The following is a 24,595-nucleotide window of genomic DNA, read 5'->3' on the forward strand; positions in this document are numbered from 1 at the left end:
CGAGCGTACAGAGAATCCGAAGCTCGGAGCGCGCGTCGTGGGTCCCCGCGTCGTAGCGTTGAGTCATGTGCGGTCGCTACGTCACCCCAGCAGTTGAGCACGTCGAGGCGCTCTTCGACATCGAGGCGCTCGGCGCTGACCTGCCGGAGCCGTCGTATAACACTCCTCCGACGGATCCGGTGCCTGTTGTCGTCGAGCCGGAGCCGAGGGGCGGCGGGGATGCGGTGCGCCGCCTCGAGCGCGCCAGGTGGGGGTTGCTCCCTCCGTTCGCGAAGGATCCGAGCTTCTCGTCGAAGGCGTTCAACGCGCGGATCGAGACGGTGCTGGAGAAGCCGACGTTCCGCGGCCCGGTGAAGCAGCGGCGTGCGATCGTGCCGGCGGTCGGCTACTACGAGTGGCGGAAGACGGCGGATGGCACGAAGGCCGGTTCGAAGACGCCGTTCTTCATCCACCCGGAGCGGAGCGATGACCTGATCGCGTTTGCTGGCCTGTACTCGTGGTGGGCTGACCCGATGAAACCTGGCGACGACCCGTCCCGCTGGGTGCTCTCGACGACGATCCTGACGCGAGGGTCGACGGGCGAGCTGGCGAGCATCCACGACCGCATGCCCCTCATGCTGCCGCGGGTGCTGTGGGACCAGTGGCTGGACCAGTCGGTGGTCGGCTCGCAGGGGCTGCTCGACGAGGCGAGCCAGGCGGGTGTGGAGCTGGCCTCGACACTCGTGATGCACGAGGTGGGCCCGGAGGTGGGCCGGGTCGCGAGCTCGGGGCCGCAGCTCATGGCCCCGGTGTCGTTCCAGGGCTAGTCGGACCCGCGGCTTCACGGGTCTGCGGGCCGCTGCGCTTTCGCGGGGAGCCGCGCGCGGGTCACGCCCTCGACTCGCGCGCCGCTCGTCGGGCCGTCGATGCCGAGAGGTGCGTGCGCACTGCGGCCGCGGCGGCGACGGGGTCCTTGAGGCGGATGGCGTCGGCGACGGCCCGATGCTCGGCCAGCACGGCGGCCGAGTCCGCGGCGTTGCGCTCTCTGTCGGAGATGCGCGCGGGCGGCAGGATGATGGCGCGAGCGCCCATGCGGTCGAGGGCCGTGAGGAAGTAGCGGTTGCCGGATGCTGCGGCGATCGCGCGGTGGAACGCGAAGTCTGCATCGACCGTCTCGCTCGGCAGGGTGGCCTGCGCGAGGGAGTCGAGGGCTGCGTCGATCTCGGCGATCTCCTGGGGTGACGGGGAACGCGCCGCGAGCGCGGCGGCCTCCACCTCGACGGCGATGCGGAACGCGTGCAGTTCGGCGCGCTCAGCCGCGGTGTGCGCCCCGAGCCAGTCGTCACCCGCCGTGGGCACGGGAGGGGTGAGCGCGTAGCTTCCGGAGCCGACGCGCGTGCGGACGAGGCCGCGCGACTGCAGGCGGTGCAGCGCCTCACGCACGACCGTCCTGCTCGCCCCGAACTCCTCGACGAGGCCGCCCTCGCTCGGCAGGCGGTCACCGGGGGCGATGATTCCTTCGACGATGCGGTCGGCCAGGACCCTGGCGATCTCCTCGGCGCGCGTCATGCTCATGGAGCCATCGTGCCATCCCCGAGGGTCCGAGCCGCGACATGGCGTCCGCGGTGAGGGTGGCATCGTGCGTCATGTCCTCCCGAGCGAGTCCCCTGTCGACTCGGCTTCCTCTGGTGACAGGCGCAGGACGGGAATGGCGAAGAGGCCCGCCCGCGCTCCGTCTTGCCTGCGGCTCGCGTCCTGCACCCGGAATCGCACTCCGTTCGCGGCGATCGCAGCAGGGCTGGTCCCGTCGACCGCCTTCGCGGCCGTGCTCCGGACGCCGAGGGCTGACACCGTCACCGTTATCTCGTGGCGACCCGCGGACAGCCTCCCGAGCTGGACAGAGTACGGGGCACGCCAGACGTCCCCTGCGAGGACGCCATCGACCTCGACCCGCGCTGCGGCGCCGACGGGCGGGGTGGCCGGCAGTGCAAAGGAGTTCTCTCGACGTTCGGGGCTGTCCTCGGGGACGATGGCCTCCCCGAAGTCGAGGGCGGCGTGGGCGCTCGCTTCGATCTCGACCTGCGTCGTGTACACGAGCAGTTCAGCCTGCGGGGCGATGCCTGGATCGTCCTCCCAGACGTGAGGGACGGAGACGGGACGCTGGCCGCCCTCCGCGCTCACCGACCAGCCCTCTCCAAGCGGTCGGCTCTGCCCATCCACTCCGCTGTCGAGATCTTGCCCCAGCCCTTGCTCACCGGCCCAGCCCGGCGTCTGGGCGACCAGGACTCCCTCATACGAGCCGAGGCGGACCACGGCACGACCGTCCTGAGCTGCCAGGCGCATCTTTCCCGACATGCTGTCCCACACCGTGAGCGTGCTGCAGCCGTGCGCCTCGAGTGCAACCTCGGCAGAAGCCTCCCCGGTATTGACGACCAGCGAGACCCGCGCCCCGTCAAGCTGCCGAGTCGTCACGCCGACCGTCGCTCGTTCGCTCGTGGCGAGGGGCCGGACCAGGTCGGCCAACGCGGCGCGAATCTCCGCCTCACGCGCCTCACCGGCGGATGCCGACAACCGCACGACCCGCAGGCCCGCCGCCGCAAGCTGTGCACCAGCGACCGCGGAGAGCGTGCACCCAGCTGGCACAAGCAGCACCTCGAAGCGCTCCGTACCACCGGCCGCGAGCAGCGCGTCGTCGACGAGGTCGTAGTCCAGACCCGTTGTGCGCACAGCAGAGACGAACTCGTCATCCACGAACCGACGCGTCTGTCGCCAGAGGTCGAACGGTCGCTCACCATCGGCGCTCGCCAGGAGCTCTGCGACCGGGTGGTAGATGGCGACCTGAGCGATCCTTGTCCCCAGCTGGAGGACCGCGCTGGCCCGGGCCAACCCCGAGAAGAGCTCGCCTGCGACCGACCACCACGGGTTCCTCGCATCCAGCGCTCCGGATGCGTAGAAGACGGGCTGCCCGTCCCCAAGCGCCGCCCCGAGCGGCCACCCGTGACCGACAAGCAGGTTGACGCCGCTGAGCAGGTGCTCGTACGCCTCGCCGAGGAGGTCCGCTGGCCCGGCGCGGAACGACGGCGAATGCACCCAGGTCCACGTCTCTGACGAGACCAGCGACTGGCCGAAGGCCCCGGCCGCGGACACCGCCCAGGAGTTCTTCGTCCAGCGTCGCCACCCCCAGCCCTCGCCCTCGATGAGGTCGACCAGGCGGAAGCTGCTGGGGAGCATCGGCGGCTCCCCGTAGGCCTGCGCGCGGAACAGGATGCCGTGATCGTGCGACCAGTCCCGGAACATCGCCAGGAAGCGCTCTTCGAACAGCTCCCTGAGCGTCGTCATGAAATCGGTGCGCAGACGAGCAGTGCCCTCGACCTCGACCTCGAGCATCCACATCGAAGCCAGCAGCTCATAGCCCCGACGGGCGAGGAACTGCTCAGGCAGGTCCTCGGTCCAGTCGGCTTCGTACACCTCGAAGCTGTCGCAGAAGCCGGCATGCACGCGGGACGCGCCGACCGCGGTCAGCAGGGGCGTCGCCACCGCGTCGAGGTGCACCTTCGCTGCGTGGGCGGAGTAGTGGTCGAGCACCAGCCCCTCGCCGCCGCGCGGTGCGCGCTTCACGTTCTGCCCGGTGAGGCGCGACACCGCCACCAGGAGCACCCGAGGGCCGTTGCCCAGCGCCGGCACGTGGATGCGCTCCCCGAGCTCCGCGCGATGCCACGCGTCGGGGCGCTCTTGGATCGAACCGGCGCCGACATACGCGACGACGACGCGGTCGCCGTCGAGCGGTGGGGTGAATGCGACCTCGATCGCCCCGGGAGCAAGCTCGACGCGCTCCCAGCGCAGGCCCCGAGCTGCCGTCGTCGTGTCGATGTGCGGCCCACCGAACGGCCACCCCGCACCAAGCGTGAGATCGAAGCGCAGGCCACGCCGTTCAGCCCCGCGCGCCGCATAGCCGACCAGCGACAGGAACTCCGGGGAGCCGAAGCTCGGGCCGCCCTCGTCGACCGGGTAGACGAAGGCGACCTCCACTCCGCCGATCCCGGCGGCCCGCATGGCGTCGAGGTCGGCGTCGATGGCCGCTTGGCTCACGTGCGTCGAGAACCACCACCAGCGCATGAGCGGCGCCGCGTGAGCGCTGTCCCCCTGCAGCGCTCGGACGACCTCTCGCATGGTGTCGCTCATCCCTGCACCCGCAGAGGCGCGGCATCCACAGCGGCGTCCTGCGCAGCCGCGGCGTCCGCTTCCTCCTGGTCGATGACCGTCGTCCGCTGACGGGAGAAGACGACGAAGGCCAGCACGACGGCGACGAGGCAGGAGCCAGCCAGGAAGCCGAACAGCGCACCGGGACCGGTGGCGAGCACGACCGGGGTGACCAGCACGAGTGCAGACGAGCCGAACCGTGCGATCGCGATGATCGCGCCCTGAGCCGACGACCGCAGCAGGGTCGGGAAGGACTCCTGGGTCCAGATCTTCATGATTCCCTCACCCGCGAACACCGTGCCGATGAGCCACAGGAACATCATGACGTTCAGTGTTCCCTCGGTCACGCCGAAGAACAGCGGGACGCACATCGCCGTGATCGTGCAGATGGCACCACCCACGAACCACGTCATGCGCCAGCGCGTTCCCACGACTCGCATGAAGAGGAGGACGAGGATCGCCCCGAGGAACATCGTGATGAGCTTGACCGTCGAGTAGACCTGGACAGAGGAGCCCGCGACCTCGGTGTACATGTACGCGCCGTACTGCCCCACCGTGTTCGAGCCGAGATTCATGAGCGTGTAGAAGATGGCGAGCACGATGAAGTACTTGGCGAATGGCGCCTTGAGGAGCGTCTTGAGCGTCGTCCAGCCGAGCGCAGCATCCGAACGACTCGTGGCGCCGGCCTTCTCAGCCTCACGCTGCTCGAGCCAGAGCGTCGACTCAGGCACCGCGAAGCGTGCGACGAGCGTCAGGAGCGTGATGACGAGGATGTGCCCGAACAGGATCTGGGCGCCAAGCTGCCCCATGCTGCCGACGATGGTCGCGATTCCGAGCGCGACCATGCTGCCGATCTTCCAGAGGAAGTGGGTGAAGCCGATCATGCTGCTGCGCAGCCCGGCTTTGGCCATCTCCGAGATCGTGGCGAGGGACACCGGCAGGTCGGCACCTGCGCCGAGCCCCACCAGGATCATGCCGGCGAGGAGCTCGGGGAAGACCTCGACGAACACCAGCATGGCTGAGCCTGCCGCGATCATCACCATGGTCGCGATGAAGACCGATTTGCGCCCGAGCAGATCGCCGAGCCGCCCGCCGAAGAGCGCGCCGATGGCGACAGAGAAGGTGAGCGCCGAGGACAGCACGCCGATCATCTCCGGGGTGAGCGCCAGCGTGTCCTTCAGCAGGACAAGCGCCGTTCCACTCGAGGTCATGGCGGCTGCGTCGATGTAGGACGCCATTCCCGAGATCAGTGCGATCCACCACATCTTGCGGGTGGACATTGGCTTTGTGGACATGTTCGAGGACCTCTCTGTCAGTATCGCCGACGGCATCGTCGGCGAGCGCACGGCTCACGCCGCGCAGTCGAACTCTTCGCCTCCGCGGCATCTGCGGAGGAGGCTGGTTGCGCTCAGACGGACAGCGTGACGCTGTCTGTCGTCCAGGCCCGGGCCTGCTCGCTGAACGTGAACCCGAGCCCCGGACGGTTCGGCACGATCATCCGGCCGTCTCGCGTCTCGAGTCGTTCGTCGAAGAGCGGGTCGAGCCAGTCGAAGTGCTCGACCCACGGCTCGCGGGGGTAGCAGGCGGCCAGGTGCAGGTGGATCTCCATCGCGAAGTGCGGGGCGAGGTCGAGGCCCGCCTCGTCGGCGAGAGTCATGAGCCGGAGGAAGTTCGTGATCCCGCCGATGCGGGGCGCGTCCGGCTGGATGATGTCGCACGCGCGGGCGGTGATGAGCGCTCGGTGCTCGGCGACGGAGGCGAGCATCTCGCCCGTCGCGATCGGGGTGTCGAGCGCACGCGCCAGTTCCGCATGCCCCTCCGCGTCGTAGGCGTCGAGCGGCTCCTCGATCCAGGTGAGGTCGAGGTCCTCGAGGCGGCGGCCCATGCGCAGGGCAGTCGCCCGGTCCCACTGCTGGTTCGCATCCACCATGAGCGGAACGCTCGCACCGATGTGCTCGCGCACCGCGCGGACGCGGCGCAGGTCCTCGGCCGTTTCCGGGAGGCCGACCTTGATCTTGATGCCGCCGATGCCCGCTGCGAGTGACTGCGTCGCGCGCTCGCGCACCTCGTCGAGCGACGCGTGGAGGAACCCGCCTGACGTGTTGTAGGTGCGCACCGAGTCGCGGTGCGCGCCGAGCAGCTTCGAGAGCGGCAGGCCGGCGCGCTTGGCCTTCAGGTCGTAGAGCGCGATGTCCAACGCCGCGAGCGCCTGGGTGGCGACGCCAGAGCGTCCGACGGAGGCGCCAGCCCAGAGCATCTTGGTGTACAGCTTCTGGATGTCGTTCGGGTCTTCGCCGAGCGCGACTTCGGCGACCTCCCGCGCATGGGCGTACTGGGCGGCGCCGCCTGCACGCTTCGAGTAGCTGAACCCGTGGCCGGAGAAGCCCTGCTCTGTGTGGATCTCGGCGATGAGGAAGACGACCTCGGTCATGGGCTTCTGCCTGCCCGTGAAGACCTTCGCGTCGGAGATGGGGGTGGCGAGCGGGAGGCGGAGCGTGGAGAGCCCTATCGAGCGGATCGAGTCTGCCGAGCGGATCGAGTCTGGGGTGTGAGTCATGTGCCTTCGTCCTTGAGGGTGCCGTTCTGCAGAAAAGCTATCAGACAGATTTTGAACCTGTCTAGCTGCAGCACACCCTCACCCTCTGACTGAGACTTGCGGTTGCCACTGTCGGTGGTCCGATTTACGCTTGATCCACGTTCGAATACAGATTCGAATCAGCGAAGGAGGGAACCATGCCAACCGTCATCGACGACACCATCGACGTCGCCGTCAGCCCAGACGGGCAGCCGGTCTCCTTCGTGTGGCAGCGCTTCCTCTACACCGTCACAGGCCAACCCCAGGCCTACTTCCGCAGGCTCCCGCCATGGTGGCACGGAGGCTCATCCCCCGAGCGCATCGACCAGGAGCTGTGGCGCGTCACCGCGGTCCGCGACAGCGCACACGAGCAGCACGCCCAGCACGACGGACACCTCTACGACCTCTGCCGCGGCTCCGGCGGCTGGCTCCTGGCGCTGAGCTGGGAATGAGCACGCGATGAGCTTCCCCCACCTGCACGTCTCGTCCGGCTTCAGCGCGCACTATGCGGTCTCCCCTCCCGAGGTGCTCGCGCAGGCCGCCGTCGAGCGGGGCCTCGACACGATCGCCCTCACCGACCGCGACGGCATCTCCGGCGCGGTCAAGCACCTCCTCGCCTGCAGAGACGCGAAGCTGCGGGCCGTGCTCGGCAGCGAGCTCGCCGTGCACGACGAACGGGGCGAGCCCCTCGGGCGGGTTGTCGTGCTCGCGACGGGTGGAGACGGCGGCTCCGGCTATGCGGCACTGTGCCGGGCCGTGTCCGCAGCGCACGAGACCACCGCGAGCGCCCCAACGGGAGTGCATGAGCCGAGCATCCCGCTCGCCCGCCTGGCCAAGCTCGCCGAGGACGAGGAGGGGGCCACTCGCCTGACGGTGCTGCTCGGCCCGAGCAGCAACGTCGGCACGGCGGCTTCCGTGGCACAGCTGGGTCTGGCGCGGGAGCGACTGCGAACCTGGGTGCACGCGCTCCCCCACTCCTCGCTGGTCGTTGAGGTCGTGTGCCACCTCGCCGAACCAGGCACTCCCGGTTCGGTCACAGCGGCGACGCGGATGCTCGGTCTCGCCACGGAGTCCAGGCTGCGGGCGGTGCTCACGAACGCTGTCCGCTACGCCTCCCCCGAGGAAGCGGCAACGGTCGATATCGCAGACGCCGTCCGTGCTCGGCGAGCGCTCGACGAGATCGAGCTCGCCCCCACCGCGCAGGCGTGGCTCAAGCCAGCGAGCCTCATGCGGCAGGTCGCGCGCATGGTCGCGGATGCGGGCGGGCACGACGCCTCCGCCGCCGACGACCTCATCGCGCAGACGAGAGCGCTCGCCGAAGCCTGCATCATCGATCTCGAGCGGGATGCGGGGATCGGCACCCCGCGCATGCCGGAGGTCACGCGCTTCGGCATCGACGGCGACCCGTTCGAGGTGCTGCGGGCGAAGGCCGAAGCCGCGATCCCCGCCCGCTACCCCGGCGCATCCAGTGCCCACGAGCGCGAGCTGCACGATCGCCTCGCCCATGAGCTGAAGACCGTGCGGAAGCTGGGCTTCGCCCCCTACTTCCTCACCGTCTCGCACGTCGTCGAGCTCATCAAGGAGATGGGGGTCCGTGTACAGGCCAGGGGGTCAGGGGTCGGCTCGCTCCTCAACTACCTCCTGTACACGAGCCACGTCGAACCCGTCTCCCTGGGGCTCATCTGGGAGCGCTTCCTCTCCGACGAGCGACGCACGCTGCCAGACATCGACCTCGACGTGGAGAGCGCAGAACGCCACCGCGTGTACCACCGCATCTTCGACGAGTTCGGCGGCGAGCGGGTCACGCTCATGTCGATGGTGAACACGTACGGCTCGAGGGGAGCCGTGCGCGACGCCGGACTCGCGCTCGGGCTCGCCGACGGGGAGGTCGACCGCATCGCCAAGGAGCTGTGGCGCTTCTCCGCGAAGCGCTTCCGGCAGGCACTCGCCGAGAAGCCGGAGCTTCGGGAGTTCGCCGAAGAGGTGCGCCGCTCACGCCAGCTCGACGTGCTCGTCGAGGCGACGGAGCGACTCGACTCCCTGCCGAGGCACATCTCCGTGCACCCGTGCGGCGTCATCCTCTCCGACATCTCCCTCCTCGACCGCACGCCAGTGCAGATGTCAGGCATCGGCCTGCCCATGAGCCAGTTCGACAAGCACGACATGGACCCGATGGGCCTCATCAAGCTCGACATCCTCGGCGTGCGCATGCAGAGCGCCATGGCCCACGCCGTGAAGGAGCTCAAGCGCACCCGCGGTGAGGAGCTCGACCTCGACGCGCTGCCCCTCGACGACGAAGCGACCTACGAGAACATCCGCTCGACCAAGACGCTCGGCATCTTCCAGGTCGAGAGCCCGGGCCAGATGGAACTCGTCGGGAAGCTGCAGCCCGAGGTGTTCAACGACCTCGTCATCGACATCTCCCTGTTCCGCCCCGGCCCCATGCAGAACAACATGCCCCTCAACTTCCTCAGGGCACGCCACGGCGAGGTGATGCCCGACTACATCCACCCGAGGCTCAAGCCCATCCTGCTTGAGACGAAGGGCGTCGTCATCTTCCACGAGCAGGTGATGCGCATTTTCGACGAGCTCACCGGCTGCGGGCTCGAACTGGCCGACGTGTACCGACGCTGGCTCGCGAAGCCAGACCTCGTCCCGCGCATCGAGCAGCTGGTGCGCGGCAAAGCCGCCGAGCGCGGGTTCCCGCCCGAGATCATCGAACGGTCGTGGAAGGTCCTCGCCGGCTTCGGCAGCTTCGGCTTCGCGAAGGCCCACGGCGCCGCGTTCGCTCTGCCCACCTTCCAGAGCGCGTGGCTCAAGACCCACCGCGCCGCGCATTTCTGGGCGGGCCTCCTCACTCACGACCCCGGCATGTGGGGCAAGGACCTGATCATCGCCGAAGCAAGGCACCTCGGCATCCCGCTGCTGCCGATCGACGTGCAGCGATCCGGCCTCGAGTACACGGTCGAGCCGCTCCCGGATGGGCGTGACGGGGTGCGCATGTCCCTCGCGGATGTGCGCGGCATGTCCTCGGCGGAACGCGACAGGGTCGCCGAACACCAGCCGTTCGACTCACTCGCCGACTTCCGGGCACGGGTGCGGCCACGGCGCAGCACGTTGGACTCCCTCGCCAGGGTCGGAGCACTCGACGCCTTCATCGACTACGAGCCGCGCAGGCGGCACGAGCTGCTCGCGTTCATCCGCTCGCTCACCAGCAGCCCGACACGCGTGCCGGAGCACCAGCAGGCGTTCGCGTTCGCGCTGCCTGTCCCCCAGCTGCGGGGAGTGAGCGCCATGGACCTGCACGGCAAGACGCAGACCGATCTCGAGCTGCAGGAGCTCGGCCTCGGCGTGAGCCGTCACCAGATGGAGCGCTTCTTCCCGCTGTTCCGACAGCTCGGTGTCGTACCGGCGAGCACGCTCATCGACCTGCCTGGCGGCACGGAGGTGCTCATCGCCGGGGTTCGCCGTGCGACGAACACGCCGCCGATGCGCGGGGGCCGCCGCACGGTGTTCGTCTCCCTCGACGACAGCACCGGCCTCTCGCAGACCGTGTTCTTCCACGACGCACAGGAGCGGGCTGGCAATCGCGTGTTCCGCACGCACTACATGCTCGTGCGAGGCACGACACGCAGATCAGGGGCAAGGGGGATCTCCATCACCGGCGACATGGCATGGGACCTCCTGGAGGTCGCGCAGCTCATGGCGGCGTCGCAACCCGCGAGCACAAGCGGTGCACAGCGGACCCGCGGCGGCGACTCCGCTCAGACCAGATCGAGCGCCGTGGTCCTCGAGTCGTCGGTGCGGGAGACCTCCGTGAGGCCGAGGCGCCTCGCGAGCGCGTAGGACGCCTCGTTCTCGAGGTCCATCACCGCGAGCACCCGCTTCACCCCGACATAGTCGCGCAGGTACTCGACGAGCGCATCTGCAGCCTCCGTGGCGAAGCCATGACCGGCGAATCCCGGATGCATGATCCACCCGAGCTCAGCGGACCGGTGCTCAGGCTCGACCTCCCGCAGGTGCACGGACACGTCGCCGACGAGCTGACCGTCATGCTCGACTGCGAGTGCCATGAAGTCACCCGACTGCCACAGCCGCGTCTGCGTGGTGCGCCGACTCAGATGCTCCGTCGCCTCCGCGAGATCGCGCTGCTTCCAATGCAGGTAGCGGACCACGTCGGCGTTCGACACGATCTCGTGCCAGGCCGTGGCGTCGCGGACGGTGTGGGGACGGAGCACGAGGCGTTCCGTGAAGAGCTGGGGCGCGTCGAACGGACGCTCGGTGCGGGGGCCGCGCAGGAACCGGGGACGGTGGAAGAGCCCACCCTGCAGGTCCTTCTTGACCCCCGGCGTGCGGCTCCCGAGGTCGGGCTGCTGGATTCGCTGGAGTGTCATGCGTCGCAGGTTACGAACTCCCTCCATGCCCTCGGTAAGAGAAGATTTGAGCTTCCTATGAGGACGGGCCCGCATACCACCCGCGGGGCCCGCTCGTGACACGATGATCCAATGCCCGATTCTGCTTCAGCTGACCCGATCATCGAGCCCGGGCGCCGTCGGGCGGTCCTCGCCCAGCTCCCCCGTCTCCACCGGCCGGACGGCACCCCCATCCGCGTCCTGCTTGTCGACGACGAAGAGACGCTCACGAACCTCGTCAGCCTGGCCCTCTCCTACGAGGGATGGCAGGTCGACGTGGCCAGCAACGGTCGCGACGCGCTCGCGAAGTTCACGGCGGAACGGCCCGACGTCGTCGTGCTCGACATCATGCTTCCCGACATCGACGGCCTCAGCATTCTCAGGAACCTCCGAGGTCAGGGACACGCCACGCCCGTCCTCTTCCTCACCGCGAAGGACTCGATCGACGACCGCATCATCGGGCTCACCGCGGGCGGCGACGACTACATGACCAAGCCCTTCAGCCTGGAGGAGCTTGTCGCCAGGCTCCGCGGACTCATCCAACGAGCGGGCGAGGCGGTCGCGGACGACGCCTCGCAGCTCCGGGTCGGCGACCTGTTCCTCGACGAGAGCAGCTACGAGGTGCGTCGCGGCAGCGACCCGATCGCCCTCACCACAACCGAGTTCGAGCTGCTGCGCTACTTCATGCGCAACCCCAAGCGCGTGCTGAGTCGCGCCCAGATCCTCGACCGCGTCTGGAACTACGACTTCGCCGGCAAGGCCAGCATCGTCGACCTCTACGTCTCCTACCTGCGTAAGAAGATCGACGCCGGGCGCACGCCGATGATCCACACGGTCCGCGGGGTCGGCTACGTGATCAGGCCAGCCGAATGAGACCATGGACGCTCCGGGCGCGCATCATCGTCGGCGTCACCCTCGTGGTCGCCTTCGTCATGAGCGTCATCGGCATCATGAACGTCGTCACCCTCAACTCGGCGATCACGAGCGTCGTGAACACGCAGCTCGCCGCCTCCATGTCGGTGCTCGAGAACTCCGTCGACAAGTACCGGGACGACATCCCCGGCACCCACCCGCACCCGCCGAAGAACGGCGAGACGAGCGCACCGAAGGTCAAGCCGCTCATCAACTTCGTCGGACACGCGCCTGGCACGATCATTGCTCTCGCGCACAACGGCGAGATCATCGACTCGGCGTCCTTCAGCGAGACGTCGGCGGTCGAGTGCGACCAGACCATCAAGAACGAGCTCGCAGCCCTCGCGCAGTCGGACGGCTTCGCGGCCCAGCACTCGCTGCTGGAGACCATCAAGCTCGATGACGTCGCCGGCGACTTCCGCGTCATGATCCACGAGTGGGAGGGGGACCCCAGCTACGCCCTCATCTCGGCGGTCTCGCTCGACACCGCCCGAGAGGCGACCCTCAACCAGACCGTGCTCACCCTCGTGCTCTCCTCGCTGGGCATCGGCCTCATCGTGCTCCTCGTCGCCCTGGTCATGCGCGTCGCCATGCGTCCCCTCTCCAGGGTCGTCAACGCCGCCGAGAACGTGGCGCAGATGCCCCTCGCCTCAGGCGAGGTGGGACTCCGCCAAGCCGTGAAGCTCAACGACATCGACCCGAGGACCGAAGTGGGCAAGGTCAGCGAGGCACTCGACAAGCTCCTCGCGCACGTCGACGAGGCCTTCGCGGTTCGCTCTGCGGCGGACCAGCGGATGCGCCGCTTCGTCACCGACGCCAGCCACGAGCTGCGCACCCCGCTCGCCGCGATCCAGGGCTACGCAGAGCTCACCAGGCAGGACTCCGCGTCACTGCCGGACACCACGGAACGCTCCCTCGCGCGCATCGAGTCGGAGGCGACCCGAATGAGCTCTCTGGTCAACGACCTCCTCCTGCTCGCGCGCCTCGACGAGGGCCAGGACCTCCAGTTCGACACGGTCGACCTCTCGGAACTCGTCATCAACGCCGTCAGCGACGCGCAGGCGAGCGACGCCGACCGCCATTGGAGCGCCACCGTGCCCCCGAGCGAGGTCTCTGTGCTCGGCGACTGGGAGCGCCTGCATCAGATCGTCGTGAACCTCCTCTCCAATGCCAGCCAGCACACCCCGCAGGGCACCCACGTCAACGTCTCCGTCCGCTACGAGCTCGCCACGGCATCAGCGACCGGGCGCGAAGCCGTCCTGGTGGTTCGCGACGACGGCCCCGGCATCCCAGCGACCCTGCGTCAGGACCTCTTCTCGCGGTTCGCACGCGGCGACTCGGCCAGGACGCGTGCCTCTGGCAGCACCGGGCTCGGGCTCGCGATCGTGAAGTCCATCGTCGAGGCGCACGGCGGGCACATCGCCGTCGAGTCAGATGACGGCGCGGCCTTCATCGTGCGCATCCCCGCCGCCAAGGCCTGGGACTAGCGCGCCGCGCGCCTCCTGCCCCGGCGCCTCCGCGTCGGCGCCTCCGCGTCGGCTAGGGGAGGCTTCGGTGGGTAGGCGAGCGTCACCATGACCACCGAGATGATCATGAGCAGGAACCACGAGAGCAGCTTCGTGATCGACACCAGCTCCCAGCCGTGCTCCTGGTTCGGATACACCCACGCCCCCGCGAGCGTGCCGATGTTCTCTGCGAACCAGATGAAGAGCGCGACGAGCAGGAACGCGACGAGCAGCGGCATGCGGAGCGTCCTGCGGAACACGCGGAAGTGCATCCACGTGCGACCCCACAGCACCGCCACGAAGAGCAGCAGCACGTAGCGGAAGTCGTAGGCGTAGTGATGCGTGAAGAAGTTCACGTAGATCAAGACGGCGGCGATGACGGTCAGCCAGATGCGCGGGTACCTCGAGAAGCGCAGGTCGAAGAGGCGATGGACGCGGCACATGTACGAGCCGACGGCGGCGTACATGAAGCCCGTGTAGAGCGGCACGGGACCGATGTGCAGCACTCCCCCCGACGCGTAGCTCCACGATCCGACGCTCGTCTTGAAGAGTTCCATGCCGGTGCCGACGATGTGGAATGCCAGGATCACGAGCAGCTCGCGCCCCGTCTCGAGCCGCGCGGCGATCATGACGACCTGGATGACGACGGCGCCGATGACGAGCGCGTCGTTCCGAGCGAGCAGCGCGTCGTCCGGGTACCAGAGCCTCGCCGCGAGGATCATGACGAGCATGAGCGCGCCGAAGATGCACGCCCACGCCTGCTTCAGGCCGAACACCAGGAACTCCACCAGGGCGGCTCTGAAGCCGTGTGACGGGGCGTTCTCGAGAAGCCGCCCGGCGACGTCGTCGATGCGCCGCTCGAGGCTCGTGAATCTGGCCACCTGGCACCGCCGCTTTCCTACCGCGCCAACGATCGGCGCACGTCGAATGGCCGAGACTAGCGGCATCAGGCCGCGAACCTGCTGAGGCGGGCCACGACACCCGCGCACTTCCAGGTCCGCCCAGCGCCCTGGAGACGGATGAGGGCGCGCCGGAGGCAAGCGGGAACGCGAAAGGCCCGCTTCCTCGAGAGGAAACGGGCCTTGTGCCGCAGTTCATACTTGCTCTTTCGAGCAACCCAACTTGTGCGGCTTTGGTTGCGGGGGCAGGATTTGAACCTACGACCTCCGGGTTATGAGCCCGGCGAGCTACCGAACTGCTCCACCCCGCGGCACAAGAGAAAACATTACACGCGGTCCTCACGTCGTGCAACTCGGAGTGCTCCTCCCCCGGAAAACACGGCGTGTCGGAGGTGCGACGGGGCCAGTGCCACGGCCCAGAACGGGCCGAGAAGCCGCCCGAAGGATGCGAAATCGTCGAAAATGGCTTTGTCCGACCCGGTGCGCACCGCATCCCGGGCGCGTCGCGCCTCCGTGACAATCGCGTGTGCACCCGCAGACCTGGGCCTCGTGCAGCCGCCACCCGCTCAGCAGGTGCACACGCCCCACCTCGGCTGCCGAATCCTGAGCCGGGGCAGGCGTGGGCGCGCCGCGCGGATGAGATGCGCGCACAGACGCCGACGGGCGCCGTCCTCAGTGAGGACGACGCCCGTCGGCGTGTGGAGCTCGACTGCCTACGTGGTCGGCGTCGGCTCCGGCGAATCGCTCGGCGCACCCGAGGTGCCCGAGATCTGACCGTCGGCCTCGCGGGCGCGGTTCAGCGCGTCCGTGAGTCGCTTGTCAGCCTCAGCCGCGGCAACGAGGTCGTTGTTCGCGTACGCTGCCGTGCGGTCCTGGAGCGCCTGCTCAGCGTCGGCCAGGGCCGTCGAGAGCTGCTCCTGCGGAGTGCCCGTTCCCCCGCCAGCCGGCGGAGTCGTGGCCGTCGGAGCCGGCGTCCCAGCGGTGTCGTCCGGGACGGAGTCGACGGGCAGATCGTCGTCGGAGACCTCCACGCCTCCGTCGCCCGCATCCGCACCCGCGTCACCGCCGAAGAGCTCGTCGAGCGCCTCGTCGAGCGTCGGCTGGAACGCGATCTTGTCGCCGAACGCGACGAGCACGCGCCTGAGCAGCGGGTAGCTGGTCTCACCGGTCGACTCGACGTAGACCGGCTGCACGTACAGGAAGCCCTCGCCGACGGGCACGGTCAGCAGGTTGCCTCGCAGCACCTGCGTCTGGCCGCCTCGCTCGAGCAGGTTCAGCTGGTTGGCGACCGTCTCGTTCGAGTTGAAGATGTTCTGCACCTGACCCGGACCGTTGACGTTGTCGTTCTCGACCCGGAGCAACGTGATGCGTCCGTAGGTGTCAGCGACCGTGCCGTCTGTCGAGCCCGCGTTGGAGTTCGCCGCCAGGTACCCCCTCAGCACGTTCCTCGACTGCGCGTTCGCGTTCGTCAGCGGAATGTACGTGGAGTAGATCGAGAAGGCCGATTCCTGCCCGGGGAGCTGCATCGTCAGGTAGTACGGCGGCTGCGATGCTTCGCCCCCGGTCGGGTTCTGCGGCAGCTGCCACGCGTTCGTCTGGTTGTAGAACGTGCTCGCGTCGGTCACGTGGTAGCGGGCGAACATCTCGCGCTGCACCTTGAACATGTCCGTGGGGTAGCGGATGTGGCTCAGCAGGTCGCCCGACATCTCCGACACGTTCTTGAGCGTCGATGGGAAGACCTTCTGCCACGTCTGCAGGATCGGGTCCGTCTCGTCGAAGGCGTAGAGCGTCACGCTGCCGTCGTATGCGTCGACGGTCGCCTTCACCGAGTTGCGCATGTAGTTGATGACCTCGGGTGGCAGCGAGGAAGCCGGCGTGTCGGCGTCCTCGAGCAGGTTCTGCAGGCCGGCGAGCTCGGAGTACGGGTACTTGTTGCTCGTGGTGTAGCCGTCGACGATCCAGGTGAGGCGTCCGTCCACGACCGAGGGGTACGGGTCGGAGTCGATCGTCAGGTACGGGGCAGCTGCCTGCACTCGCTCGGCAGGGTCGCGGTCGTAGAGGATCTGCGACTCGTCGTTGACGTACTCCGACAGCAGGATCTGCTCCGACTGGAACTTGATCGCGTAGACGAGACGGTTGAAGAGGTTGCCGAGATCGGGGCCGCCGTCTCCCGTGAACGTGTTGTACGTCTGGGTTGCGCCGTCCGCGCCCGACACGTGGTCGAACTCAGCTGGCTCGGACCCCTCTGGGGCACCGACGATGGAGTACTCGGGCGAGGTCTCGCCGAAGTACACGCGGGGCTCGAACTCGCCCAGCGCGCCCTCGCTCGGCATGCCGCCCTCGATGAAGAGGGGCTGCCCGTCCGGGCCGCGCTGGTTGCCGAAGGCCGTGACGAGCCCGTAGCCGTGCGTGTAGACGATGGTGTTGTTGACCCATGACTGGGCGTCGGCGCCGAGGCCCGCGATGTTGATGTCTCGGACGGAGCCGACCGCGTCCTGAACCTGGCCGTCGATCTCGTAGCGGTCGACGTCGAGCCTCTCCGGGAACTGGTAGTAGGCGCGCTCCTGCTCGAACTGCGCGAACGTCGGCGAGACGAGCGACGGGTCGAGGATGCGGATGTTCGCGGTGGTGTCGGCGTCGTCACGCAGCTGCCCCTGGCTGACCGTCGTCTCGGCGGCGTAGTTGACCTCTTCGATCTTGTCGAGGCCGTAGGCGGCGCGGGTCGCGTCGATGTTGTTCTGGATGTACGGGGTCTCGAGCGCCTGCTCGCTCGGTCCAACCTGGAACTGCTGCACGATCCACGGGTAGACCATGCCGACGACGAGTCCGACGATGACGAGCAGCGCGGTCCCGACGAGCGGCAGGCGCCAGCGGCCGATGGCCGCTGCGATGAAGAAGAGCACAGCGACGACGATCGCGGCTCCGGCGAGGATGCCCTGGCCGGGGATCGTCGCGTTCGCCTCGGTGTAGAGCACACCGGTCCAGCGGCCGGAGAGCGTGTTGAGTGCCGCGTAGCGGTCGAGCCAGAAGCTCACTGCCTGGACGAGCATGTAGAGGCCGGCGAGGATCGCGATGTGCGTTCGGGCGCTCTTCGAGATGACGACCTCGCGACCGGTCACGCGGATGCCGCCGTACAGGTACAGCGTCGCGGCGGTGAGGATGAGGGAGAGCAGCACGACGGCGCTCACGAAGGCGACCACACCGCGGTACAGCGGAAGCTGGAAGACGTAGAACGAGACGTCGAGGTTGAAGACCGGGTCGGTCTCGCCGAACGGGGTCGAGTTCATCCACATGAGCACGGTCTGCCAGGAGGCGATGAGCGCCACACCGGCGAAGAGGCCGAAGATGGCGGGCACGAACACCATGGCCCCACGACGGATGGGCTCGATGACCTGCTGATATCGGTCGAGCTGCTCGTTGAGCTTCGCGTAGACGGGACGCGCGCGGTAGGCGATCTGCAGGTTCACATACAGGGGTACCGCCATGGCGACGAGTCCGATCGCGAACATGATCGCGCCAGCTCCCCATTCGGTGAGGAGGACCTGGAGGAAGCCGAGCTGGTCGTACCAGAGCACGTCCGCGTATCGGCCGGCGAACCAGAAGAAGACGACGAGAAGCGCCACGACGATCAGCAGTGTGATCGTGAGCGGTCCCATCCGACGTCGGCTGGCGGGTTTCGGACTCTGGGGCTGTTGAGCTGCAGTGCTTGTCACGTCGTACCTGTCATTGCCTGGAAGGGCCGTTTGTTTTCCGAGAAAGGGGAACTAGGAGAGTTTATCTGGCAAGTGCCTGGCAAAACTGAGACACCGCCGCCTCACGAGCCGAGCACGGACTCGCAGGTGCGCAGCGAGGTCGTGTCGGCGCCTTCGCCGACGGTCTGGATGACCTGCTCGGCCTCCGTGAGCGACGAGACCGCGTACACGGGGATACCGCCGGGGACACCACCGTCGATGACGTCCTGGCAGTTGTCGGCCGGGGCGAGGAAGAGGTCCGCCCCGACCTCGACGGCCGCGTACAGCTTCTGCGTGATGCCGCCGATGCTGCCGACGGTGCCGTCCGGGGACATGGTGCCGGTGCCGGCGACGTGGAGCCCCTGGGTGAGGTCCCCATCGACGAGCTTGTCCGACACGGCCAGCGCGAAGATGAGGCCCGCGCTCGGTCCCCCGACGTTGCCGAGCTCGATGCTGACATCGATGGGGAAGTCGTGCTGCGTGGAGACGGTGACGCCCAGCAGCGCTCGCTCCTCCCCTTCGACGACACCCGCGCGTGGCGTGATCGAGAAGGTCTTGGATTCGCCGCCCCGGTCGACGGCCACGTCCACCGGCTGCAGGTCCTCCAGATTGCCGCCAGAGGCCTCGGCGACAGCCGCTGGGAGCCCCTCGGTCGAGTCGACCGGGATGCCGCTGACGGAGGTGACGAGGTCGCCCGGCTCGAGCATCCCTGCCGCTGCCCCGTCCTCACCCACCGAGACGATCGCGAGCGCCGTCCCCACGTCGTACCCCTCGTTGAGGAGCGCGGCGGCGATCGCGTCCGCTTCCGAACCCTGCATCAGCGCAGCGTTCTGCGCGTCGCGCTGCTCGCCGGTCTCGGCATCTACGTAGTACGCCTCGACGGGAAGCACGTCGTTGGACGGTGTGACGAAGGCGAGGAACACCTCGAACCAGTTGGGTAGGTTCTCCGGCCTCCCGCCCACGTTGACGGTCATGACATCCAGCTGCCCGCCAGAAGGCTCGAACGTGTCCGCTCCGCCGATCGTGATGACCTCCACCTGCGTGGGGTCCTCCTGCGACGCCTGCACGGTGCCGAGGGCGTCGAAGACGGGCCCGGGCGAGCGCACGACGTACGGGGCCGGGCTGAACCCGAGCGCGACGAGCAGCAGCATGCCGATCGACAGGAACACGAGGCCGATGCGCGCCCTGCGGGTCCCCTCCTCGCTTCGACGACGGTTCGCCTCGTGCGCTCTCGCAAACGCCTCGGACTGCTCGCGCACACGCGCTTCACCCTCTGATGAGGGCTCGGAGAAGAAGGTCACTGCGCTCGTTTCGATGTCCTGCGGCCATTGTTCGCCCGTGGCGCAAGGCACTCGGCGCATACGCAGTCACGGCGACCCTTCCTTCGAGGGGCCACGAGCTAGCGTAGATCCAAGCGCTGGGAGGTGCGGAATGAGTGATGCACAGGGACCGATTCCCGACGACGGATCCGAGGACGAGCTGCGCAAGCTGCTTCGCGAGCTGCTGAGCGGCCAGGGCGGCTTCGACCCTGCGAAGCTGGCCGGTGTCGCGGGGCTCCCGAACGACCCTGCCGCAGTGCAGGCGCTGCTCTCGCAGCTGCAGGCGGCCGTGGCGAACCCCGGGAACGGGCTCGACTGGCAGGTCGCGCGGGACCAGGCGCGCCGGGTGGCGCAGCCCAAGAACCGCGAGATCAGCTCGGAAGAGGCCGCCCGCTTCGACCAGGCGTTCCGTGTGGCGCAGCTGTGGCTGAGCGAGGCGACCGAACTCGGCGAGCTCAACGAATCCCCCGCGACGCTGACCAGGCTCGAGTGGATCACGGGGTCGATCCAGTTCTGGACCTCGCTGTCCGAGCCCGTCGCCACGAGCATCGCGGATGCGCTCATGAACGTCCTCACCGAGCAGACCCCGCCCGAGATGGCGCAGCTGCTCGGCCAGTCCTCTTCGATGATGCGCGGCATCGGCGGCGCCATGTTCGCGGTGCAGCTCGGTCAGGTCGTCGGGAACCTCGCAGAGGAGGTCGTCGCCGGAGGTGACATCGGCGTGCCGGTCCTCGACCACAGCAGGCCCTCGCTGCTGCCGCAGAACATCGATGACTTCGCCGAGGGCCTCGACGTCGACCGCGAGCAGGTGGAGCTGTATCTCGCGGTGCGCGAGACCGCCCACGCGCGTCTCTTCCAGCACGCCAAATGGCTCCGCCTGCATCTCATCTCGTCGATCACCGAGTTCGCCAGAGGGGTGAGCATCGACGTGTCCCGCATGGAGGAGCTCGCGCAGACCCTCGACCCGAGCGACCCGGATGGCATCAGGTCCGCGCTCTCGGAGGGCGCGTTCATCCCGCCGCGAACCGAGCAGCAGGAGGCGGCGCTGGCACGACTCGAGACGATGCTCGCGCTCATCGAGGGCTGGGTCGACGTCGTGACGGAGGATGCGACCGCGCGGCTCCCGAAGTCCGTTGCGCTGGCGGAGACGGTCCGCCGTCGGCGAGCCGTGGGTGGGCCGGCGGAGCGCGCGTTCGCCTCGCTCGTCGGTCTTGAGCTCCGTCCCCGTCGACTCCGCGAAGCGGCCGCGATGTGGAGGGCTGTCTCAGAAGCCCATGGCGCTCAGGTTCGCGACGAGCTGTGGGCGCACTTCGACGCCCTCCCCACCAGTGAGGACATCGACCACCCGGAGGCCCTGGTGACGAGGCTCGGCTTCGGTGAGCTCCCGGCTGACGAGTACGACGAGGCGCTCGCGAAGTTCCTCGACGACCCCACAGCCTTCGGCGATGCGCCCGAGGGCGGCGACAAGCCCGCCAGCTAGCTGGCCGCGGCCGGGGCCGGGCTTGATCCCCCGGCCGCGCCGCAGCCTCCCTGTGGAGAACTCCTGCGTGGTCCCGCCAGTTCCAGCATGATCTCGGCATGGACCTGCGACTGCCTCCCGGCGTACCGATCGTGTGGCGCTCCCCCACGGCGCTCCAGCTCGGCGGGGTCACCGCTCGCGCGGTCATCGACGCACCGACCACGGGAGCCGAGCGCTTCCTCGAATCGCTGCGGCAGCAGGGCACGCTCGAGCAGTTCCACGCGCGTGGCTCCCGACTCGGGCTGAGCGGTGCCGAAGTGCGCGACCTGCTGGACGCCGTCAGCCCGCTGTTCGAGGTGGCGCCGGCCTCGCCGCGCAGACGCACCACGAGTTCCGCGCGGGGTGCAGCTCGGCGCCCTCCGGTCGTCCTGGTTCGGGGCACGGTCGCGGGCGATGACCTCGCCGAGCACATCGCGACGCTCGGATGCACCGTGAGGCGTGCCGGAGCCGACTACCGGCCTCCGAGACCCGCGGAGGTCGGGGTCGTCGTCGACTGCGCCGACTACGTCCTGCCGCCACGGCGATACGCGCCGCTCATGGCCGACGACGTCCCGCACCTCGCCGTCATCGCCGAGGACCTCGGGGCGACCATCGGACCGTTCGTCGTGCCCGGTCGCACACCGTGCGTGCGCTGCGACGACCTGCACCGACTCGACGCGGATCTCGCCTGGGCGGCCATCGCCACCCAGCTCGCCGTCACCGACCGGGTCCCACTGCAACGGTCCACTCGAGAGATCGTGCGCAGTCTCGTGACGAGATCGGTCGCATCCTGGCTCGCCGACGGAGCCGCGTCAGCCGACTGCGGCGCTGAGTCCTGGAAGGTCGACGCCGTCAGCGGCGAGGTCCACCGAACGCGCCGTTTGTTCCACGCCGAATGCGGGTGCCGAGCTCTGCCAGGAAGCGGGACGCAGGGCGCTCCGCGTCGCGTCTCCCCCCGAACTGCGCATGTGTCAGGCGAAGCCGCTTCCGTGCGCGCGTGACGGCCACGTACAGCAGGCGCCGTTCCTCGTCGAGCTCCGCCTGCGACTCGGCGTACCAGATCGGCAGCAGGCCCTCGCTCGCCCCGATGATCGTGACGCTGTCCCACTCGAGCCCCTTCGCTGCGTGGATGCTCGACAGCGTCACGGCTCGCAGCTCCGGCTCGTACTGCATCTTGGCCCGCTGCTGCAGCTCGGCCGAGAACTCGGCGAGCCTCGTGCCGTGCGGCTGTGCGTCGGCCAGCCGCAGAAGCGCGTCCCACGAGTTCCACCGGTCGCGGAGCGCGCCGGAGTCGGCGGGCGGTTCGTGCGTCCATCCGAGGTCGCGGAGCACGTCGCTGACCGCCTGGAACAGGGGCCCCTCGGTCTCCTGCATGACGGCGGCGCGCAGTGCGCTGAGCGCCTGGCGCACCTCCGGCTGCTCGAAGAAGCGGCGCTGCCCAATAGCCGAGTACGCGATCCCCGCGTCCTGCAGGGCCCGTTCCACAGCGGCGGCCTGCACGTTGGTCCGGTACAGCACGGCGATGCTCTCGATCGGGATGCCGCCGCGGAGATCCTCGCCGATGCGGTGCACGACCCCGCGCGCCTCATCATCGTCATCGTGGAACTGCAGCACCTCTGGCAGCGGCTCACGCCTCGGTGTCTCGGCGGCCGGCTCGAGCGTGAGCGCGTATGGCACGTGACGCGCGACCTCGTTGGCGACGCCGATGATCGCGGACGTCGAGCGGTAGTTGTCCTCGAGGCGCACGACTCGCGCGTCTGGATAGCGTTCGGGGAACCCCGTCAAGAACGAGCTGGACGCCCCGGCGAACGAGTAGATCGTCTGCGCCGCATCGCCGACGACGCACAGCTCGCGTCGCTCGCCGAGCCACAGCTGCAGCAGCCGCTGCTGCAGCGGCGAGACGTCCTGGTACTCGTCGACGACGAAGAACCGGTACTGCTCGCGAACACGCTGGGTCACCCACGGTTCGAGCTCGAGCATGCCGACGGTGGCGAGGAGGACGTCCTCGAAGTCCATCTGCCGACGCTCGTCCTTGATGTCCTCGTAGGCCTGCAGCAGCGCGAGCGCCGCGTCATCGCCGACCCCCTTCGGCAGCGATCGCGTCGTTCGCAGCTGGATCGCGTACTCCTCGAGCGAGAGCTCGCGCACCTTGCGCCATTCGATCTCCGTCGCCATGTCCCGCACCCCGGCCGGGTCGAGGCGGAGGCGGATGCGCTCGGCGGCCTCGGCGATGAGCCTCCCCTTGCCCTTCACGATCGCCGGCGCGGGTCCGCCGACGGTGTGCGGCCAGAAGAAGCCGAGCTGGCTCAGCGCGGCGGCGTGGAATGTTCGAGCGGCGACGCCGGAGGCTCCGAGGTCGCGGAGGCGTCCGCGCAGCTCACCCGCCGCCTTCGAGGTGAAGGTCAGGGCGAGCACACGGGACGGGTCGTACACGCCTGCGCGGATGCCGTAGGCGATGCGGTGCGTGATGGTGCGGGTCTTGCCCGTCCCGGCGCCGGCGAGGATGCAGACAGGTCCGACCAGCGCCAGCGCGGCCTCACGTTGCGCGTCGTTGAGGGAGGCGAGCAGGCTGACGTCTGCCGTCGAGGCCTGCGCGGGTGTCTCCGAATCAGTCGAGGTGACCACTGAGCCACGCATCGATGATCGCGCGAGCGATCGAGGTGGGCCCGGGGAGTCGATCCTCGATGGCGCGCACCTCGTCTCGAGTGAACCAGCCGAGCTCGACGATCTCGTCGTTGTCCGGCTCGACGCTCGCCGGGTCCTGGTCCGGGTGGAGCTTGGCGGTGAAGCCGACCATGATGCTCGCGGGGAACGGCCACGGCTGCGAACCCAGGTACCTCGGTTCGACGACGTGCGCTCTCGCTTCCTCGTAGATCTCGCGGGCGACGGCGGCCTCGAACGACTCCCCCGGCTCGACGAAGCCCGCCAGGAGCGAGAACCGTCGCGGGTTCCACCGCACGTTCGCGCCGAGCAGGATGCGATCGTCCCGGTCGAGGACGGCCGCGATGATGGCGGCGTCGGTTCGAGGGAAGCTGACATGCGACTCGCCCTCCGCCTGGCGCACCCAGCCGGCCAGGCCGGAGCTGGTCGCGGAGCCCGTTCGCGGCGAGAACCCGTGGGTGTCGTGCCAGTTCGTGATGGCGAGCGCCTCTGTGAAGAGCCCGCAGTGCAGGGCGCCCAGGTGCGCGGCGGTCTCCATGAGCCCCGCCCAGAGTCGCGCATCCGGTTCGAGGGCGGCCGCGAGATGCTCGCCGACGCTGATGGAGACGACGGAGGTGCCCCTGGGCAGTCCGTCGTCGTCAGCCAGTGTGCGACCGAGGTAGATGGCCTCGCCGATGACAGGCTCGAGCGCGGACGCGCGTTCGCTCGTCGCGACCAGCAGCTCGAGCTTCGGCCCGTCGCCATCGGAGCGCATGAGCGCCTTGCCTCCGCTCAGGACGAGCACGCGGGTGGCGTCGTCGGCGTAGAGCGCCTGAACGAGACCGGGCTGGCTCCGACGTTCGTGGTCGCGATCGGTCTGCTGCTGGGCGAGGGGGAGACGAGACATGAAGTGATTCATAGGCGG

General features: G+C 68.7%; 16 protein-coding genes and 1 tRNA gene. 6 read left to right on the forward strand and 11 right to left on the reverse strand.

Annotated features, from left to right (window positions below; all coding sequences use genetic code 11):
- The first annotated feature begins 65 nt into the window (after positions 1–65).
- Complete coding sequence (locus C5C17_RS12045) at positions 66–806, forward strand: SOS response-associated peptidase (RefSeq protein WP_104253604.1); 741 nt, start codon at positions 66–68, stop codon at positions 804–806.
- Between the two features lie 61 nt (positions 807–867).
- Here C5C17_RS12045 and C5C17_RS12050 read toward each other — a convergent pair whose 3' ends face one another.
- The 4 genes from C5C17_RS12050 to C5C17_RS12065 all read right to left on the reverse strand — a co-directional run bounded on the left by C5C17_RS12050 (position 868) and on the right by C5C17_RS12065 (position 6,736).
- Complete coding sequence (locus tag C5C17_RS12050; RefSeq protein ID WP_104253605.1) at positions 868–1,554, reverse strand: FadR/GntR family transcriptional regulator; 687 nt, start codon at positions 1,552–1,554, stop codon at positions 868–870.
- Between the two features lie 69 nt (positions 1,555–1,623).
- Positions 1,624–4,161, reverse strand: a complete 2,538-nt coding sequence (locus tag C5C17_RS12055; protein WP_104253606.1) for a glycosyl hydrolase — start codon at positions 4,159–4,161, stop codon at positions 1,624–1,626.
- Positions 4,158–5,474 (reverse strand): MFS transporter, encoded by a 1,317-nt coding sequence (locus C5C17_RS12060; protein ID WP_181028573.1) that lies wholly within the window; start codon positions 5,472–5,474, stop codon positions 4,158–4,160. Before C5C17_RS12060 ends, C5C17_RS12055 begins: the two co-directional genes overlap by 4 nt.
- Before the next feature lie 113 nt (positions 5,475–5,587).
- Positions 5,588–6,736 carry a mandelate racemase/muconate lactonizing enzyme family protein gene (locus C5C17_RS12065; protein ID WP_181028574.1) on the reverse strand — a complete coding sequence of 383 codons (1,149 nt, stop codon included), beginning with the start codon at positions 6,734–6,736 and terminating at the stop codon, positions 5,588–5,590.
- 176 nt (positions 6,737–6,912) lie between these two features.
- Here C5C17_RS12065 and C5C17_RS12070 point away from each other — a divergent pair, with 176 nt between their 5' ends.
- Together C5C17_RS12070 and dnaE are read left to right on the forward strand one after the other, a co-directional pair.
- Complete coding sequence (locus C5C17_RS12070; protein WP_104253608.1) at positions 6,913–7,206, forward strand: hypothetical protein; 294 nt, start codon at positions 6,913–6,915, stop codon at positions 7,204–7,206.
- Positions 7,207–7,213: 7 nt separating this feature from the next.
- Positions 7,214–10,600 carry a DNA polymerase III subunit alpha gene (dnaE, locus tag C5C17_RS12075; protein ID WP_104253609.1) on the forward strand — a complete coding sequence of 1,129 codons (3,387 nt, stop codon included), beginning with the start codon at positions 7,214–7,216 and terminating at the stop codon, positions 10,598–10,600.
- On the opposite strand, the gene C5C17_RS12080 is transcribed toward dnaE, so the two are convergent.
- Positions 10,519–11,148, reverse strand: coding sequence for a GNAT family N-acetyltransferase (locus tag C5C17_RS12080; protein ID WP_181028575.1), 630 nt, complete (start codon positions 11,146–11,148; stop codon positions 10,519–10,521). The genes dnaE and C5C17_RS12080 overlap by 82 nt on opposite strands.
- Positions 11,149–11,259: 111 nt before the next feature.
- Here C5C17_RS12080 and C5C17_RS12085 point away from each other — a divergent pair, with 111 nt between their 5' ends.
- Both C5C17_RS12085 and C5C17_RS12090 read left to right on the forward strand, forming a co-directional pair.
- On the forward strand, positions 11,260–12,039 hold the full coding sequence (locus C5C17_RS12085) for a response regulator transcription factor (RefSeq protein WP_104253611.1): 780 nt from the start codon (positions 11,260–11,262) through the stop codon (positions 12,037–12,039).
- Positions 12,036–13,565, forward strand: coding sequence for a cell wall metabolism sensor histidine kinase WalK (locus C5C17_RS12090; RefSeq protein ID WP_104253612.1), 1,530 nt, complete (start codon positions 12,036–12,038; stop codon positions 13,563–13,565). Before C5C17_RS12085 ends, C5C17_RS12090 begins: the two co-directional genes overlap by 4 nt.
- On the opposite strand, the gene C5C17_RS12095 is transcribed toward C5C17_RS12090, so the two are convergent.
- The 4 genes from C5C17_RS12095 to C5C17_RS12110 form a co-directional block, all read right to left on the reverse strand.
- Entirely contained in the window at positions 13,562–14,464 is a 903-nt protein-coding gene (locus C5C17_RS12095; RefSeq protein ID WP_104253613.1) for a DUF817 domain-containing protein, read from the reverse strand. The genes C5C17_RS12090 and C5C17_RS12095 overlap by 4 nt on opposite strands.
- 252 nt (positions 14,465–14,716) lie before the next feature.
- Positions 14,717–14,793 (reverse strand) — tRNA-Met (locus C5C17_RS12100).
- 402 nt (positions 14,794–15,195) lie between these two features.
- A complete protein-coding gene (locus C5C17_RS12105) occupies positions 15,196–18,138 on the reverse strand; it encodes a UPF0182 family protein (RefSeq protein WP_181028576.1) in 2,943 nt (980 codons plus the stop codon).
- A gap of 158 nt (positions 18,139–18,296) precedes the next feature.
- Positions 18,297–19,514 (reverse strand): PDZ domain-containing protein, encoded by a 1,218-nt coding sequence (locus C5C17_RS12110; RefSeq protein ID WP_181028577.1) that lies wholly within the window; start codon positions 19,512–19,514, stop codon positions 18,297–18,299.
- A gap of 130 nt (positions 19,515–19,644) precedes the next feature.
- Here C5C17_RS12110 and C5C17_RS12115 point away from each other — a divergent pair, with 130 nt between their 5' ends.
- Entirely contained in the window at positions 19,645–21,012 is a 1,368-nt protein-coding gene (locus C5C17_RS12115; protein WP_104253615.1) for a zinc-dependent metalloprotease, read from the forward strand.
- An 870-nt stretch (positions 21,013–21,882) separates the two neighbouring features.
- Here the strand turns inward: C5C17_RS12115 and C5C17_RS12120 are convergent.
- Positions 21,883–23,655: an ATP-dependent helicase gene (locus C5C17_RS12120; protein WP_258066184.1), complete on the reverse strand. Its 1,773-nt coding sequence runs from the start codon at positions 23,653–23,655 to the stop codon at positions 21,883–21,885.
- Positions 23,639–24,577 carry an NAD(+) diphosphatase gene (gene nudC, locus C5C17_RS12125; RefSeq protein WP_258066185.1) on the reverse strand — a complete coding sequence of 313 codons (939 nt, stop codon included), beginning with the start codon at positions 24,575–24,577 and terminating at the stop codon, positions 23,639–23,641. The genes C5C17_RS12120 and nudC overlap by 17 nt, the downstream gene beginning before the upstream one ends.
- Positions 24,578–24,595: the final 18 nt, after the last annotated feature.

The sequence above is a fragment of the Pseudoclavibacter sp. RFBA6 genome (assembly GCF_002931575.1).
GTDB lineage: Bacteria > Actinomycetota > Actinomycetes > Actinomycetales > Microbacteriaceae > Pseudoclavibacter > Pseudoclavibacter terrae.

What these genes read in the sequence shown, in the direction of transcription:
- nudC (WP_258066185.1), bottom strand. Translation starts at nt 24,577, where the DNA reads ATGTCTCGTCTCCCCCTCGCCCAGCAGCAGACCGATCGCGACCACGAA.
- C5C17_RS12065 (WP_181028574.1), bottom strand. Translation starts at nt 6,736, where the DNA reads ATGACTCACACCCCAGACTCGATCCGCTCGGCAGACTCGATCCGCTCG.
- C5C17_RS12045 (WP_104253604.1), top strand. Translation starts at nt 66, where the DNA reads ATGTGCGGTCGCTACGTCACCCCAGCAGTTGAGCACGTCGAGGCGCTC.
- C5C17_RS12050 (WP_104253605.1), bottom strand. Translation starts at nt 1,554, where the DNA reads ATGAGCATGACGCGCGCCGAGGAGATCGCCAGGGTCCTGGCCGACCGC.
- dnaE (WP_104253609.1), top strand. Translation starts at nt 7,214, where the DNA reads ATGAGCTTCCCCCACCTGCACGTCTCGTCCGGCTTCAGCGCGCACTAT.
- C5C17_RS12055 (WP_104253606.1), bottom strand. Translation starts at nt 4,161, where the DNA reads ATGAGCGACACCATGCGAGAGGTCGTCCGAGCGCTGCAGGGGGACAGC.
- C5C17_RS12090 (WP_104253612.1), top strand. Translation starts at nt 12,036, where the DNA reads ATGAGACCATGGACGCTCCGGGCGCGCATCATCGTCGGCGTCACCCTC.
- C5C17_RS12085 (WP_104253611.1), top strand. Translation starts at nt 11,260, where the DNA reads ATGCCCGATTCTGCTTCAGCTGACCCGATCATCGAGCCCGGGCGCCGT.
- C5C17_RS12080 (WP_181028575.1), bottom strand. Translation starts at nt 11,148, where the DNA reads ATGACACTCCAGCGAATCCAGCAGCCCGACCTCGGGAGCCGCACGCCG.
- C5C17_RS12115 (WP_104253615.1), top strand. Translation starts at nt 19,645, where the DNA reads ATGAGTGATGCACAGGGACCGATTCCCGACGACGGATCCGAGGACGAG.
- C5C17_RS12060 (WP_181028573.1), bottom strand. Translation starts at nt 5,474, where the DNA reads ATGTCCACAAAGCCAATGTCCACCCGCAAGATGTGGTGGATCGCACTG.
- C5C17_RS12105 (WP_181028576.1), bottom strand. Translation starts at nt 18,138, where the DNA reads ATGGGACCGCTCACGATCACACTGCTGATCGTCGTGGCGCTTCTCGTC.
- C5C17_RS12070 (WP_104253608.1), top strand. Translation starts at nt 6,913, where the DNA reads ATGCCAACCGTCATCGACGACACCATCGACGTCGCCGTCAGCCCAGAC.